Source organism: Spirosoma lacussanchae (assembly GCF_005870035.1).
In the GTDB taxonomy this organism is placed as follows: domain Bacteria; phylum Bacteroidota; class Bacteroidia; order Cytophagales; family Spirosomataceae; genus Spirosoma; species Spirosoma lacussanchae.
On sequence record NZ_SWJG01000014.1, the window covers coordinates 33,477 to 46,962 of the forward strand.

At 53.5% G+C, this 13,486-nt stretch carries 14 protein-coding genes and 2 tRNA genes; 11 read left to right on the forward strand and 5 right to left on the reverse strand.

The window, feature by feature from the left end; genetic code table 11:
• Window positions 1-918: 918 nt before the first annotated feature.
• From FBR45_RS25645 to FBR45_RS25665, 5 genes are all read left to right on the forward strand, one after another.
• A complete protein-coding gene (locus tag FBR45_RS25645) occupies window positions 919-1,158 on the forward strand; it encodes a hypothetical protein (RefSeq protein WP_138507321.1) in 240 nt (79 codons plus the stop codon).
• A 58-nt stretch (window positions 1,159-1,216) separates the two neighbouring features.
• On the forward strand, window positions 1,217-1,606 hold the full coding sequence (locus tag FBR45_RS25650) for a hypothetical protein (RefSeq protein ID WP_138507322.1): 390 nt from the start codon (window positions 1,217-1,219) through the stop codon (window positions 1,604-1,606).
• A gap of 59 nt (window positions 1,607-1,665) precedes the next feature.
• On the forward strand, window positions 1,666-1,950 hold the full coding sequence (locus FBR45_RS25655) for a hypothetical protein (protein ID WP_138507323.1): 285 nt from the start codon (window positions 1,666-1,668) through the stop codon (window positions 1,948-1,950).
• Between the two features lie 93 nt (window positions 1,951-2,043).
• Window positions 2,044-2,511 carry an ADP-ribosyltransferase gene (locus FBR45_RS25660; RefSeq protein WP_138507324.1) on the forward strand — a complete coding sequence of 156 codons (468 nt, stop codon included), beginning with the start codon at window positions 2,044-2,046 and terminating at the stop codon, window positions 2,509-2,511.
• 4 nt (window positions 2,512-2,515) lie between these two features.
• Window positions 2,516-2,914, forward strand: a complete 399-nt coding sequence (locus FBR45_RS25665; RefSeq protein WP_138507325.1) for a helix-turn-helix domain-containing protein — start codon at window positions 2,516-2,518, stop codon at window positions 2,912-2,914.
• An 813-nt stretch (window positions 2,915-3,727) separates the two neighbouring features.
• On the opposite strand, the gene FBR45_RS25670 is transcribed toward FBR45_RS25665, so the two are convergent.
• Window positions 3,728-3,809, reverse strand: a tRNA-Leu gene (locus FBR45_RS25670).
• 151 nt (window positions 3,810-3,960) lie between these two features.
• Between FBR45_RS25670 and FBR45_RS25675 the strand changes: the two genes are divergently transcribed.
• On the forward strand, window positions 3,961-4,383 hold the full coding sequence (locus FBR45_RS25675) for a DUF3127 domain-containing protein (RefSeq protein WP_138507326.1): 423 nt from the start codon (window positions 3,961-3,963) through the stop codon (window positions 4,381-4,383).
• Between the two features lie 69 nt (window positions 4,384-4,452).
• Here FBR45_RS25675 and FBR45_RS25680 read toward each other — a convergent pair.
• A tRNA-Lys gene (locus FBR45_RS25680) sits at window positions 4,453-4,528 on the reverse strand.
• Between the two features lie 118 nt (window positions 4,529-4,646).
• Between FBR45_RS25680 and FBR45_RS25685 the strand changes: the two genes are divergently transcribed.
• Window positions 4,647-5,321 (forward strand): hypothetical protein, encoded by a 675-nt coding sequence (locus FBR45_RS25685; RefSeq protein WP_246082393.1) that lies wholly within the window; start codon window positions 4,647-4,649, stop codon window positions 5,319-5,321.
• 25 nt (window positions 5,322-5,346) lie between these two features.
• On the opposite strand, the gene FBR45_RS25690 is transcribed toward FBR45_RS25685, so the two are convergent.
• Window positions 5,347-6,156, reverse strand: coding sequence for an SDR family oxidoreductase (locus FBR45_RS25690; RefSeq protein ID WP_077921012.1), 810 nt, complete (start codon window positions 6,154-6,156; stop codon window positions 5,347-5,349).
• Between the two features lie 27 nt (window positions 6,157-6,183).
• On the reverse strand, window positions 6,184-8,430 hold the full coding sequence (locus FBR45_RS25695; RefSeq protein WP_138507328.1) for a T9SS type B sorting domain-containing protein: 2,247 nt from the start codon (window positions 8,428-8,430) through the stop codon (window positions 6,184-6,186).
• A gap of 70 nt (window positions 8,431-8,500) precedes the next feature.
• Between FBR45_RS25695 and rlmD the strand changes: the two genes are divergently transcribed.
• Window positions 8,501-9,934 (forward strand): 23S rRNA (uracil(1939)-C(5))-methyltransferase RlmD, encoded by a 1,434-nt coding sequence (gene rlmD, locus FBR45_RS25700; protein ID WP_138507329.1) that lies wholly within the window; start codon window positions 8,501-8,503, stop codon window positions 9,932-9,934.
• A gap of 30 nt (window positions 9,935-9,964) precedes the next feature.
• On the opposite strand, the gene FBR45_RS25705 is transcribed toward rlmD, so the two are convergent.
• Window positions 9,965-10,942, reverse strand: a complete 978-nt coding sequence (locus FBR45_RS25705; protein ID WP_138507330.1) for a helix-hairpin-helix domain-containing protein — start codon at window positions 10,940-10,942, stop codon at window positions 9,965-9,967.
• Between the two features lie 281 nt (window positions 10,943-11,223).
• Here FBR45_RS25705 and FBR45_RS25710 point away from each other — a divergent pair, with 281 nt between their 5' ends.
• From FBR45_RS25710 to FBR45_RS25720, 3 genes are all read left to right on the forward strand, one after another.
• The gene (locus FBR45_RS25710) at window positions 11,224-12,627 is read left to right on the forward strand and encodes a tyrosine-type recombinase/integrase (RefSeq protein WP_138507331.1); all 1,404 of its coding nucleotides are present in this window, start codon (window positions 11,224-11,226) and stop codon (window positions 12,625-12,627) included.
• A gap of 123 nt (window positions 12,628-12,750) precedes the next feature.
• A complete protein-coding gene (locus tag FBR45_RS25715; RefSeq protein ID WP_171044966.1) occupies window positions 12,751-13,107 on the forward strand; it encodes a GIY-YIG nuclease family protein in 357 nt (118 codons plus the stop codon).
• A 34-nt stretch (window positions 13,108-13,141) separates the two neighbouring features.
• Window positions 13,142-13,486, forward strand: coding sequence for a hypothetical protein (locus FBR45_RS25720; protein WP_138507333.1), 345 nt, complete (start codon window positions 13,142-13,144; stop codon window positions 13,484-13,486).

Consider the following 13,486-nt stretch of genomic DNA (forward strand, 5'->3'; position numbering starts at 1 on the left):
TCCGGTTTCGATGAATCCCTTTTCACCCCTTCGAACTCGCACAATATCCGGTCAAGGACACCTCCTACCGGGAGCACACCGTGAGATACATTCAGCCTGCACCAAACAAAGGGTCAGCGAGGCATTATTCAAACTCCCCTTCTTCTCACCTCAACGCGCTCATGCCCGCGTGCGCGAAGGACCGCATATGCGTGTATAAGGAATAAGATTGTCTTGGCAACTAATGTATGTGTATGTAAGTCCCTGTATTGTTTTTTTTAAAAGTACGGCACGGGTTAGCGGGATGGATAACGGCCAGGCAGAAAGCTCTAGTCCTATTACCTCTCATTAAACTGCGCCTTGGAAGTACATTATAGCGGTTCAGGCCAATCTATACGTCGGGCAGGGAGAAACACTCCCGAACAGGGATAGTGACGATAGTGACGGAAGTGATGGCTGAAAAAGAAGATTTTTTTTGGGAGTACGGAGCTTGGTCAGAGAAAGACCTATCTACGGGGTGTAGTAAGAAAGCCGGTATACCCCCCCGTGTTTGGCAACTCACCCCCGGGTGGGGGAAGCCTCCCCGGCATAGTTTTCTGACGTACCACCCCCCTTTCGCAGGCCCACACCCCTTTATGGTTCTCATAGCCGCCAATAGGGAGAGATAGTAAGGCTTCTACATGTGCGCTTAAAAATATTATGCTCTATCAGGAGATTCGGTCAACCGTCGTCAACCCGCTTTTGCTGGGCAAACTATCGCAGAATAGTCGTGGTGCCGACCTGGGCAAAGAGCGTCAACTTTAGTCAACTTAGTGTCTGATTTTCAATGAGTTGAGGCTATTTGTAAATGCGAAAATCGATGCTACCTTGTGATTGTTCGATGCGAAAGGGAGCCGCAGCGGGCCGATAGATAACCGCTCCCAGAAACTCATTTTTGCGATGTTTACCACTCTCCGACTTCACACGAATTATAATCTTCCGGTCGTCAAGGCGGCCCTCGAGATGTACCGCGACTCACTCGTTAAGCAACTGTTGGAGTTTAGCTACATAGGCAATGTGGTTAATGTATCCGATCCGCAGGCGTTGGCTCGAGAGCTCGAAATCGTCAACGAAGAGATCGATTTTATAACCGAGTCAATGCTCAAAAGCTTGAAGGAAATCAGCGCCGTTTTGGGATAAAACATGTTGGGCGGGGCCGTACTGCAATTGCTATCCCGCCCACTATACCGATATGCACATGACAATTCAACTAAGACACAACTCTCAGGCAAAGGTGATCCTACTGTCTTTCAAGCTCTATGACGAGATTCTGACCAGGGAGCAGGCAGTTAAGTTTAGACGGTCAAAGAAGGAGGTAGCTAACATGACCGGGAGGCTTGTTTTATGGACTGCTTTGAGAGAACGGGCAACGCAAACGCTTAAGGCTGACAAGTCGCTCACCTTAGCAACAATGGACGAAATGATGGTTTTTTACGAGTGCGTAATCAACTACCGGGACCGTCTTTATTACGACCTGCCGAACCCAAAGCGTTGCCTGTGTCAGCTAGGCTATGAAATTCCAGTAATTACCAGGGTGCTTGATCAGCTCACGAAAAGGTTTTTGGAGATAGTTATTGAGCAAGGATAGGACAACCAAACGGCGGGCAGCCGATGACACAGGGCAACCCGCCTTAAATACACATAAGTATGGAATCCGGATTTTATGTACTAAGCCCCCAGCAGGCCGAGCAGATGCTGGCCCAGTCGGTAGAGCGCGTTCTGAATGAGACTAACGACCGACTCATCGAAGCCCAGAGCCGGGAGCGGTGGATTACTCTTAAAGAACTGGCCAGCCGCATGAGCCTGAGTGTCGAGGTAGTTAGCCGCTGGCCCCTGCCCCGCTACGAAGAGGGGTCGAAGATCGTGCGCATCAAATGGGGCGACGCCCTGGATTATGTAGAGATGAAATCCCGTCTGAACGCCCGGAGGTGAGATTTTATACCAATCCCTTTGAACTAATACTTTTTTGTATTATATTCGTTACACAATCAGCCCGCTCCCGAGGTGAACTATCGGAGGCTAACCATGAAAATCATTCGTGAGTACACCAAAAGCGCGTACCGGGACATTAATCGGAACCTGCGCAACGGCATTGTTACCGAGCAGGCCGCCGAACTAGTAGAGGCAGTAAGTAAGCTGCCACAAACGCCAGCTATCACTTACAGAGCGTTCTGGATGGATGACATCGGCGGGTACGTGCAGTGGCTTAGGTCAAACAAAGTCATAACGTTTGATGCCTTTACCAGCACGAGCCGGGATAGGCGGGTAGCAAATGACATTAGAGGCAACGTGATGATGACCATCACCGGAAAGACGGGGCGCGACATAGTCGCCTACAGCAAGTACCGCCATGAGCAGGAGGTATTATACCTACCGGGCCTTAGATGCAGGATTACCAAATTGAATACGGTTAAGGTTGCCGGCAAATTGTGGAGTGTAACACTGGAACTCAAAGAGGTGGAAGACGGAGCCGGGGCCGACAGTCCGGTATAACCAGATGATAACGGAAAGACAGAAACAACAGACAGAAGAGGAGAAGGCACCCAGTACGCTGGGAGACCGTATGCAGTCTGGCGGGTTTGGTCGCTCAGACGAAGACAGCAACAACGATCCGGATACGCCGGCCTTTGACGTGGAGGAGATCAACATACCGGGTGAGTTGCTGCCGGGTGGTGGTCTGCGGCTATCCAACACACCTGATGCCATGCCGGATCTGATCACATCCCTTCGAAAGCTTCGAGGTATGACTCAGGCCGAACTAGGGGAGGCCATCGGCTATCCGGCTCCCGTCATTGGCAACATTGAGCAGGGTAGGCGCAAGCTGGGATTGAAGACGCTGGGTGATCTATTCAATGCGCTGGGGGGTGATCTATACATTGAGTACCGTGAGAAGTAATCCTATCTCATGCCGGCTCACATAGCGTCACTGACTCCGGAATGCTATCTAGTCGTGACCCAGGCGAGTGGATGCCTGCAGCATAAGCCAGGCATGAAGAAGGTCCTGAGCTTTGTTATAGCATCTTCCGTTTTTAAAAGGGATTCAAAATTCCTTTTAAAAACAGCCGGGCTAGGGAAGGGGCATGGAGGCATGGTACCATTCGAACAGGCCGGTCCTGGATATACGGTTTGATAAGTGCCTGTAGCCTCGAAGAGGAGGAGGGCTCAACGTTGAGCTATCCTCGTCGGCCGAAGGTTAACCAGTGATTTGAGTCCTTCTAATTAGAAGATGAGTCGAAGATGGTGCCTGGGTTGGTTAGGTTTGGCACAAGCGTAACCAACCCTATTTCCTTCGCTAATGGGGAGCCAGTGTGCAATGGCTTTGTCAGTGTATTCGTTGATGCCAGCCGCATTGTGGACACTTGAACCAAACTTCAACTCGGCCTTCACAGGGCTCATTAGCCGCAAGTGGCCGAGCCTGTCTGCATTCTATTTCCAAGGTTGTAACAGGATGTTCACAAATCATCTGGTGCCATCCGGTTAGACGCTTCTTTATCCGCGCAATCAAGGCTGTTTTAGTTGAACTGAGGTGTTTAGCCATGTTTAAAAGGCAGCGTTTGTTGGCTTTACACGTACTGTCCTTACACAAACGAGCCCCCGCAGTAGAAGCCCGGAAAAGCCCATCAATGATGTTGTTTAAACCGGAATTTAAACTGAAAAAGAAATAGCCACTTACCGATAATGATAAGTAGCTATTAATTAGGTGTTTATGTGACCACGGGGAGACTCGAACTCCCATGCCTTGCAGCACCACCCCCTCAAGATGGCGTGTCTACCAGTTTCACCACGTGGCCAAAACGTGATTGCGGGTGCAAAGATAGCTTTTTACTGATTCGAAGCAAAAGCAAGCTCTGAAAGTTTCTCTTTTTTAGGCCGATTCAAGGCATTTACCGCCTTTTTTCGTAAATTTATCCTTCTAAATCAATTGTAATCGCCTACGACATTATGGCACTTGAATTAATAGGAAAACTCGTAAAAGTCCTGCCCGAAGTAACGGGTCAGGGCAAAAACGGCCCCTGGAACAAGCAGGAATTTGTAATCGAAACCCTTGACAGCCAATATCCTAAAAAAGTATGTCTGACAGCCTGGGGAGAGAAGGCCAACGATCTGAAGCAGTTTGCTGATGGCGATACGCTCAAGGCAACTTTCAGTGCCGAATCGCGCGAGTACAATGATCGCTGGTACACCGAATTGCGGGCTTTCCGGATCGAGTTGACCGAGGGTGATGGCGCTGGAGCGCCTGCTCCGGGTTACGCTGCCCCGGCTGGTCGCCCGGCTCAGGCGTCTCGTCCGGCTCAGGCGTCTCAGCCTGCCGGTATGCCGTTCAACACCACATTTGACGACGAAAGCAACGATCTACCCTTCTAAGAGTAGTCAAAAAAACGGGGAGAAAAAGAAAGGAAGTCCAAACTTCCTTTCTTTTTCTCCCCGTTTTTTTGGTGATCCGGCTGGGATTCGAACCCAGGACCCATACATTAAAAGTGTATTGCTCTACCAGCTGAGCTACCAGATCGGATGCCAGAATCGACCTTGTTCGATCAACGTCTTTTCCTTTATCGCGGTGCAAAAGTATGGCCTTATTTGATTCAATACAAGCCCTGCTCCTAAAAATAAGCCTATTCCTGGCTGTAATGGCGTATTCGTTCCAGAGCCGAGCCGATTCACTACACCAGGCTGATTCGCTGTTTGCCGCTGGTGATCAGGCCGCTGCGGCTGTTCACTACGAAAGTGCGCTGGCCAATGGACACACGGCAACTGACGCCATGCTACTAAAATTAGCGAGTGCATATGAGCAGCAACAGGACGTTTCCCGGTTGTTATACTACCTGCAGGTTTACTTCGATCGGCACCCCGACGATGCCGTCTTGCTCAAGATGAATGAAATTGCCCGGGCCAACAATTTGCATGGTTACGAGACCGACGATCTGAACTATTTTTATCTCTTCTACCGAAAATACAGTCTCTACGTCCTGCTGTTTCTGCTGGTTCCCGCCGGGTATGTGTTCGGGGTTATTCTGGTAAAGGCGCTGCGTCGGCAGCCAACTCCGCAACGGCAGAAATGGGTTCTGGTGGGATATCTGCTGATACTGCTGGCTTTCGTAAACCTGCCCGAAGGGGTTCAGTCGGGTATTACCAGTACCGATCGGGTTTTGCTCCGGACAGCCCCGTCGGCCGCAGCTTCGGTTGCCGAAGTCATTGGGCGGGGCCATAAGGTCAACATTCTGGGGCAAAAAGATATCTACCTGCGGGTGTTCTGGAACAATCAGCTTTATTACATCCGGCGCGATAACGTCTGGATTATTTAACGGCCCGCTCTTGTGCTCTACCCAGTCACTTTTTGAGGGGCGAATCTTTCTCTTTGGCCAGGGTATTGTAAACCAGCTTGTCCATCAGGCTGGGTAGCCATTTATTCAGAAATACGGTGAATTTACCCTGGGTTGTCAGAATCAGCTCGCGCTTCCGTTGCCGGACGGCCCGCAGAATATGTTCAGCGCACTCCTCGGCGGTCATCATGCTCCCCTCGTCGCGCATAGTCTCGCCAACAACCTGACCCTGGGCACCGAGGGCGGCAAAGCGGATGTTTGATGCCGTAAAGCCCGGGCAGGCCGTCAGAACATGTACCCCGGTATGTAAAAGTTCAGTACGCACGGCTTCCAGAAATCCGTTCATGGCAAACTTAGAGGCCGAATAGCCAGCGCGCACGGGCAGACCCCGGTAGCCTGCTATGGACGAGATCCCCACGATCGACCCCTTAGCCTGAATAATGTGGGGAAGCGCGTAACGGGTAGCATATACAGTTCCCATGAAGTTGATATCCATGACCTTCTGAATCACGGCCGGATCGGTGTCGATCAGCATGGACCGCATTGAGATGCCCGCGTTATTAATGAGAATGTCCAGACGGCCGAGCTGGGCTATGGTCTGCTCGATGAGCCGTTTCACATCGGCCTCAACGCTTACATCGGCCACCAGGGCCAGGGTGTTGATATTAGCTTGCCGGAGCTCATCAGCCACGGCCTGGATCGCCGTATTGGTACGGGCGCAGATAACGACAGAAGCACCTTCGCGCCCAAACGCAAAAGCGAGCGCCCGACCAATGCCCGAAGAGGCACCGGTAATTAAAACTACAGTGTTGTTCATATACAGGGCAAAAATAGGTAATTCGCATTACCGAATCAGCGAGAGGGGCCCTTTGAACGTACGTTTGCTGGTCTGAATGAAGTAGTAGTACGTACCTACCGGGGCGTCGGTACCGTACCATCTGAATTTCGGATCGGTCGATGTGAAGATGGTTTTCCCCCAGCGGTTGGCAATATCGACGGATATAAACTGCTCGCTACAGGCGTTTTGAGGCATATCCTTGACGGCAAAAAAATCGTTGTACCCGTCCCCGTTGGGCGTAAACACATTCGGCACAACAATCGTGGCGGTCAGAGATGGGTCGAGGAGCCGAAACGTGACCGTGGTCGTGGCGGTACGATTGGGCTGACACGACCGGTCATCCGCTGCGAAGTCGACCACAAATATAGCTTCGGGTTTACCGGCCAAAAGTTCGCAGGTGGGTTTCCAGTCGAACGCCGATTGTAGGGTAGGGGTACCGGTTTTGTTGGAAAAAGTCATGCCTACGGCTTTCATGTCGAAACCCCGGCCGGTACCGGTCATGTACAGAATATCCCGATCGGGATCGGTGGCCAGTACGTCGAAGGTAGACCGACCGGCGGTATCGCTGGGCGTAACCACCAGATCGACAACCGGCTGGTTCAGGGTTGTCCGGATGGCGGGGGGCTGGCTGGGAGTGCCCGTAGCGGTTAGCACAACGCTGACAGTATCGCTCAGATTGCGGTTGCAGCGGGTATCCGTTACGATGAAATCGACGATATACGTATCCTGCGCCGTTTGTACACAGGTGGGTTTCCAGGTGAACGGTTGCGACACGTTGCCGACCCCCGATGCCGAGCCGAAAGACATGCCCGCCTGCGCCAGCGTGAACCCGCGCCCAACGGCCTGGATCGAAATATTATCATTGTCTTTATCAGTTCCGAAGGCGTTGAAGGTCAGCGAAGAACCTACCGTTACCCGGCTTTGATCGGGCCGCAGGTCGGTGCCGGCTTCGGGCCGGTTGTTGGTCGAGGGAATAATGTTAAGCCGGATGCTGAGGGTATCGCTCAGCCCCTGCGGGCACCCTTCGTCCGTAGCGCGCACGAGAAGGGTAAACGGGCGTCCGTCGCCCCCCACGCACCGGCCGAAGCAGAACTTGGCCTGTAACGTATCCTGCCCGGTTCGGGTGAGCAACTCGCCCGGGTTCAGGGTGAGCCCGGGCAAGGATCCGCTCATGTTGGTGATTGTGATCCGCTGATTCGGGTTAATGTCGGTAACGAAGAGGCTCAAGCAGTTTGTGTCTTTTTCGATAATGGTTAACACCGTTCCTTCTTTGTAGAAGGCTGTCTGTCCATCGGGCCGGAATAGCAGCTGAGGGGCGTCGTTTTTGGGGCAGTCAACAACTTTAAGCTGAAAATCGCGCCGGACGCGGCCAATCTGTCGGCCATTCCGGTATTCCGTAACTTCGACGGAGAAAACGTAGAGTCCCTGTTTGTCAGCTGTAACGCTGAGTAGTCCTGTGCGGGGGTTAACCTGTAAAGGAGTCGACCCCGGAATCTGATTCTGCTGACCAATGCCGTTGACCCACTGAATGGGCGGGTATGGCCCGGCATAAGCAATCGGCTGACCTGACAGGCCCGGGTTTGGCACTGCCCGGGTACTGAATCCGTTGTAAGGCGTCACCATCGCATAAGCCAGACTATCGCCGTCTGGGTCGCGGGCGCTGAAATCGAACGTGAAAGGGCGGTTGATGCAGATATAGTCGCCTTTGGCCACGGTAAAGACGGGCGACGAGTTGGTGTAGGGAGCATTGCCAGCGGTGAAAGGAGCGGGAAACTCGAGGTAAAAGGTTGACCCCGCCCCACCCGGATCAACAATGTTGCTGATCGTGCCATTGCGACAGCAGCGCTCCCAGCTCATGTAGTACCCACCCGCGTCGTTGAACGTTTGCGGAAAGGTGGCATCGGTGCTGTAGCGGATCAGGCGGGTGCGCAGGTCCTGACGCGAACAGGTCGGGCTGGTATAATTAACAAACTGACTGGTAACCCGGTAGAGCTGTACACTTCCCTGCAGGGCGTTGTCGCGTTTCCGGAAAATATAAACGACCGCGCTTTGGTCTTCGGCACCCACATCGCCGTTTATATCGTCGAAATAGAGGTTCAGGTTAAACCGGTGGCTAAAGGCGCTGTTGGGCCCCAGCTTCTGTAATTCCAGCTCGCCACCGACAATGTGCGTGGCTGAAGTCATATGGCTGACAATCAGTGATAAACCCGTAACGAACAGCACAACCCAGAAACGACAGTACAGATTCAGCATAGACAGAAACGATTCGGCAGTGAGACCGTCCGAAAACGGCTGCTTAAATTAGCAGTTTTTAAAGACATTCATGCGCAGAAAGAGTCATAAAGCACCCGAACGGTTGTACGACGTTACGATCGATTCCGTAGCCGCCGAAGGGAAATGTATTGTACGGACCGACGATGGCGTCATATTCGTAGAAAACCCCACGGGTGGCCCGGGCGTGGCCCCCGGTGACCGGGTGGACCTGCGCATCACGAACCGCAAAAAGCAGTACCGCGAAGCCGTTGCGGAGCATATTCACGAGCAGTCTGCCGTTCGGACCGAGCCGTTCTGTGAACACTTTGGTACCTGTGGTGGCTGCAAATGGCAACATATTCGCTACGATGAGCAACTACGGTTCAAACACCAGCAGGTGGTTGACCACCTGACTCGCATCGGAAAAGTCGATTTGCCGCCTATTCTCCCTATACTGGCTGCGCATCCAACGCAGTACTATAGGAATAAACTCGAGTTTACCTGTGCCGAAGGCCGCTGGCTGACCCGGGCCGAAGTCAGCACCGATGACGATATGGACCCGCGCGCGGTTGGGTTTCACGTGCCGGGCCGTTTCGATAAAGTTCTTCCGATCCGGCATTGCTACCTTCAGCCCGATCCGTCGAACGCCATCCGGCTGGCCGTAGCCGACTATGCCTTTCAGCACGGCATCAGCATGTACAACCTGAAACTGCATACGGGTTTCCTCCGAACGCTCATCATCCGTACCGCCGATACTACGCAGCAGATTATGGTGACGTTGCAGGTAGCGCAGGATAACCCGGATCTGCTGAATGGTCTGATGACGCATTTGCACCGTTCGTTTCCGGAGATTACGTCCCTCAACTATATTCTCAATACCAAGAAAAACGACAGCTATCAGGATCAGACGGTGATCAACTGGGCCGGGAAGCCGTACATCGAAGAACGCATGGAAGACCTTGTATTCCGGGTGGGCCCCAAGTCGTTCTACCAGACCAACGCCCAGCAGGCGTATAATCTGTACAGCGTGGCGCGTCAGTGGGCGGGGCTGACCGGTCAGGAGCGGGTTTACGACCTGTATACCGGCACCGGAACCATTGCGCTGTTCGTGGCCCGGCAGGCCAAAGAAGTGATTGGCGTCGAGTACGTTGAAGCCTCCGTGGCCGATGCCCGCGTCAATGCTCAGGTAAACGATATCACCAATGCCAGCTTCTACGCGGGCGACATGCGCGACATCCTGACGGATGGCTTCTTCGACCAGCACGGTCGTCCCGATGTGGTCATTACCGATCCGCCCCGGGCCGGTATGGATGAGGCTGTGACGCGTCAATTGCTACGGGCAGCCCCCGCGCGGATCGTCTATGTTAGCTGCAATACGGCAACACAGGCCCGTGATCTGGGAATTCTGGACGAAGGGTACTCGGTGGCCAGTGTGCAGCCGGTCGATATGTTCCCCCATACCCACCATGTAGAAAATGTCGTTTTGTTGACGAAGCGGAGCTAGTCGGGGAGAAGCTCAACTCGTATCGGATGGTTAAAAATCCAGATATGGGGTGAGCTTTTCGATCGTTTTGGCATCGAGAATGCGGATGGGTTTGAGTGACTCCGCGGACGTATAGGCTCCGTGCTGCTCACGATAGCTGACAATCACCTGCGCCTGCCGACGCGAGAGAAAGGGGAGCCGGTCGAGCTGTTCGGCTGTGGCCGTATTGACCGGTATCCGGCGCGGGGCAGACCGGATCTGACCCAGCCGCCGTAACTCGACCAGCGCCAGCGAGTCAAGACCGTATACGTCCTCAAACTGGTTCTGGGATACAAACCCACCCAGCGCATCGCGGTACTTAATGATACGGGCGGCCAGCGTCGGGCCGATGCCTTTGAGGGCAACCAACTGGCTTGTGTCGGCGGTGTTGATGTCAAAAGGTAGAGGGGCTACCCGCGCCGGTCGGTCGGCGCGCGCCGGGTCGATGGCGTCAGCCCGATCGGTTCGAGCAGTCTGGTCTGAACGGGGCGCCGTGGGGGCCGGGTATGGGTTAGCACCGGGCGCGGCCTCTGTAGTCAAAACGATATAGGGCTCCAGGTCGTCATACAGATCGGGCGGGAAATCGTAGATGCGCAACAGATCCTCTTTCTTCCGGAATCTTCCGCCTTTGTTGCGGTACTTGTCAATCCGTTCGGCCAGCCAGCGGGGTAAGCCGAGCTGTTGCCAGCCGGCCACACTGATTGTGTTAGGATCGAAGCGAAACAGGGATGGTTCGCGAAGATGCTCTGTTGTGGTTGTTTCGCGCGCTCGTTGCTGGGAATAGCGGGGTTGGCGGGCCTCTTCGGCTTTCATCAACGCCACCAGACTGTCCAGTTTTTGCTGGTCGGCGGCCGAAGTGTCTGCGGATTGCCGGTCGCTCAAGAGTCGATACAGAAACGGAAGTGCCAGAAACAGCAGGGTCAGGCAAAGTAATACCAGAAAGCCGCGGCTCTCTTTGTGGGAAAAGCCAAACCCCCTTAAATCGCTCATTAGCCGCCCTGATTGCCACCTGATTTGGCACTTTTGCTCAGAATCAGCGAATTATAAATGGGTACCCAAACGGCAAAACCCAGCCAGTACCCAAGCCTATTACCACGCAAAAACTGACTACCAAAAAGTAAATATTTTTTACTGCTATAGTACTAAATAACAGTGCATTATATGAACAGGTGATCGTGGTCAGGTTTTAATATGATTTACAGTAGGTAGGTACTAACTATCTGGCGTGTAGTTTCGGTCTTGTACTCCTCTAGACCGTATTCTATCCGCTTATGTTGTTTCGCTTACGAATGCCCGTCACCGTTCAATTTCGTTTCCGCACCCCTCCCGCCCGCGCCCGCCTGTCCCGATTCGATCGGTACCTGGTCGTTCGCATTACCGTCAACTCCGTTCGTGATTCGGGCTTTGCCGCCCGCGAACGGTTCCGCGACCCCAATTCAGGGGCGGTCAGCTTTGGTGATATTCTGGTGGTCGATTCGCGCCAGTGGAACCCCGTACTCTATGAGGTTAGGGGGCGCCACCAGGAAGCCATCGACAAAAACAACATCATTGATCGAATCCGGCACGACGTCAAGACTGTCTGTACCGATCAGCAACGCCGGTTTGACGCGGGCAACGCGCCCATGCCAACGACCGACAGCGTAAAATTTGAGTACCTGAACGGCTTACCGCCAACGGTGCTGGCCGGCCAGTTCGTATACCCGCCAACGTTTTTAGCCCGCAAGCAAAACAAAGCGTCAGTCATGCCCGACGGGCCGACCGCCTATCTGGGTCCAAACTCGCTGCTGGAAACTGCGTTTCGGGCCTACCTGTCGGATCTGGTTGCCAGCAAAGTTGAGACGGGCCAGCTGTCTCGGTCGACGTACCTGCTGCGTAAGTCGGCCTGTGATTATCTGGAGCGCTACCCGCTGTCGGCCATTACCCGCGTGTCCGACGTGACGCCCCACTGGCTGAGCCGGTTTCATACCTGGTTGCTGTCGCAGCCATCGGGCAGTCCGCACCAGAAGTTTAAGAACCTGCGTATGTCGCCCGGTACGGCCACCTCGTACTGTTCGCATATCAGTAAGGTGCTTACCTGGATGAAAAACCAGTACCTGATCCCCCTGAATCCGATTACGGATATGGGTGATTTGCCCCGTCAGCCTAACAAGGACGTTGTTTTTCTTAATCCACCCCAGATCGAAAAGCTCTTTCAGCTCAGCGTACCCGACAGTCTGGCTGTCTCGCTCTGGTGGTTTCGGCTGATCTGTTTGACGGGACTGGACTACCCCGACGCCGTACGCTACGCCCAGGCCCGCTATAGCTATGAGGACTATACGCCCGGCGGTAAGCCCAAAATCGTGATCCGCAGAGCCAAGCCGCCCGGCAATGTCTGTAACATTCCGATTACCGAACGCCTGACCGATCTGTGGGACGAGGTGATAGGCGAAGCCCCGTACGCGCCGACCGACTCGACACTGATCAATCACCTGGTCCACATTGGCAGTATGATTGGCTTCGAACACCGACTGACCCCGAAAGTCGGGCGAAAAACGGCGGGTGTTATTTTCCTGCGTGACTACTCGATTAAGGCCGTGAGCAATATTCTTGGTCACAGCACGATAGCCATTACCGAACGCCACTATGTTAAAGTGACCGGCTACCAGGTCGACCACGAGACCGACCGGCTTCGGTAAATAGGGGAGTGCTTTAAAGCAGGTGGTATTACCGCTTGCTTTATTTTATGAATATTTCTTACCATTTGCTTGCATATTCATTACCATTTGCTTTACTTTGTATCAACAATAAGGCAAATGAATATGCAAACGCCGATACCCGACCACCTCAATATTGATAAGCTGCGCTCTCAATCATTCGGCCCCGAAAGCCTGACCTGTGGCATGAGCGGTACGTATTATCTATTCAGCGCCGACGGTAACCTGCTTTATGTCGGCTCGACTCAATCCCTGAGAAATCGAATGTCGGCCCATCGTTGCAAAGGGCTCATACCATTTGCCCTGATTACGCTGCTCTATGCCGACCGCCGTTTGCGCGAAGAATGGGAGGTAGAAGCCATCAAAACATTCAGGCCACCCTACAACAAGAATCACAATCCTGATTGGCAGTATCCCAAAGAAAGCCTGATCGGTCGTGCCCGCCCTTACTCAAAAGCCTAAATAATAAGCCAATCACAAACCAACACCTACGCCAATGAACAGCAACGCCAACAACTACCACACCAATTACCTGCCAGCCCTGCGAACCGAGCAGGAGACGGCCCGCGCCACCGTTACCGACGCCGAACTCGTTTCAATCCGGCTGCGCTACCTGTCGGCATCAGGGCTCAACAGCCGCGCCCTGGTCAAAATTACCCGCAACCCCGAACAACGCAACGGCTTTATCGTCCAGATCAATCCGCTGCTCTCTCTCAACTGCTCATTCATTGGCCGCGTATCGGTTACCCAGTCCGGCAAATGGCACGACACGTTTGGTATTGAACAACTGGCCAACGTAGAGTATGCCCGTCCATCCGCAGCCCGCAGACCCGTACGCTGA

Coding starts and splice junctions, on each gene's coding strand:
- FBR45_RS25660 (WP_138507324.1), top strand. CDS start 2,044: ATGAAAATCATTCGTGAGTACACCAAAAGCGCGTACCGGGACATTAAT.
- FBR45_RS25715 (WP_171044966.1), top strand. CDS start 12,751: ATGCAAACGCCGATACCCGACCACCTCAATATTGATAAGCTGCGCTCT.
- rlmD (WP_138507329.1), top strand. CDS start 8,501: ATGCGCAGAAAGAGTCATAAAGCACCCGAACGGTTGTACGACGTTACG.
- FBR45_RS25710 (WP_138507331.1), top strand. CDS start 11,224: ATGTTGTTTCGCTTACGAATGCCCGTCACCGTTCAATTTCGTTTCCGC.
- FBR45_RS25675 (WP_138507326.1), top strand. CDS start 3,961: ATGGCACTTGAATTAATAGGAAAACTCGTAAAAGTCCTGCCCGAAGTA.
- FBR45_RS25690 (WP_077921012.1), bottom strand. CDS start 6,156: ATGAACAACACTGTAGTTTTAATTACCGGTGCCTCTTCGGGCATTGGT.
- FBR45_RS25720 (WP_138507333.1), top strand. CDS start 13,142: ATGAACAGCAACGCCAACAACTACCACACCAATTACCTGCCAGCCCTG.
- FBR45_RS25645 (WP_138507321.1), top strand. CDS start 919: ATGTTTACCACTCTCCGACTTCACACGAATTATAATCTTCCGGTCGTC.
- FBR45_RS25665 (WP_138507325.1), top strand. CDS start 2,516: ATGATAACGGAAAGACAGAAACAACAGACAGAAGAGGAGAAGGCACCC.
- FBR45_RS25685 (WP_246082393.1), top strand. CDS start 4,647: ATGGCGTATTCGTTCCAGAGCCGAGCCGATTCACTACACCAGGCTGAT.
- FBR45_RS25705 (WP_138507330.1), bottom strand. CDS start 10,942: ATGAGCGATTTAAGGGGGTTTGGCTTTTCCCACAAAGAGAGCCGCGGC.
- FBR45_RS25655 (WP_138507323.1), top strand. CDS start 1,666: ATGGAATCCGGATTTTATGTACTAAGCCCCCAGCAGGCCGAGCAGATG.
- FBR45_RS25695 (WP_138507328.1), bottom strand. CDS start 8,430: ATGCTGAATCTGTACTGTCGTTTCTGGGTTGTGCTGTTCGTTACGGGT.
- FBR45_RS25650 (WP_138507322.1), top strand. CDS start 1,217: ATGACAATTCAACTAAGACACAACTCTCAGGCAAAGGTGATCCTACTG.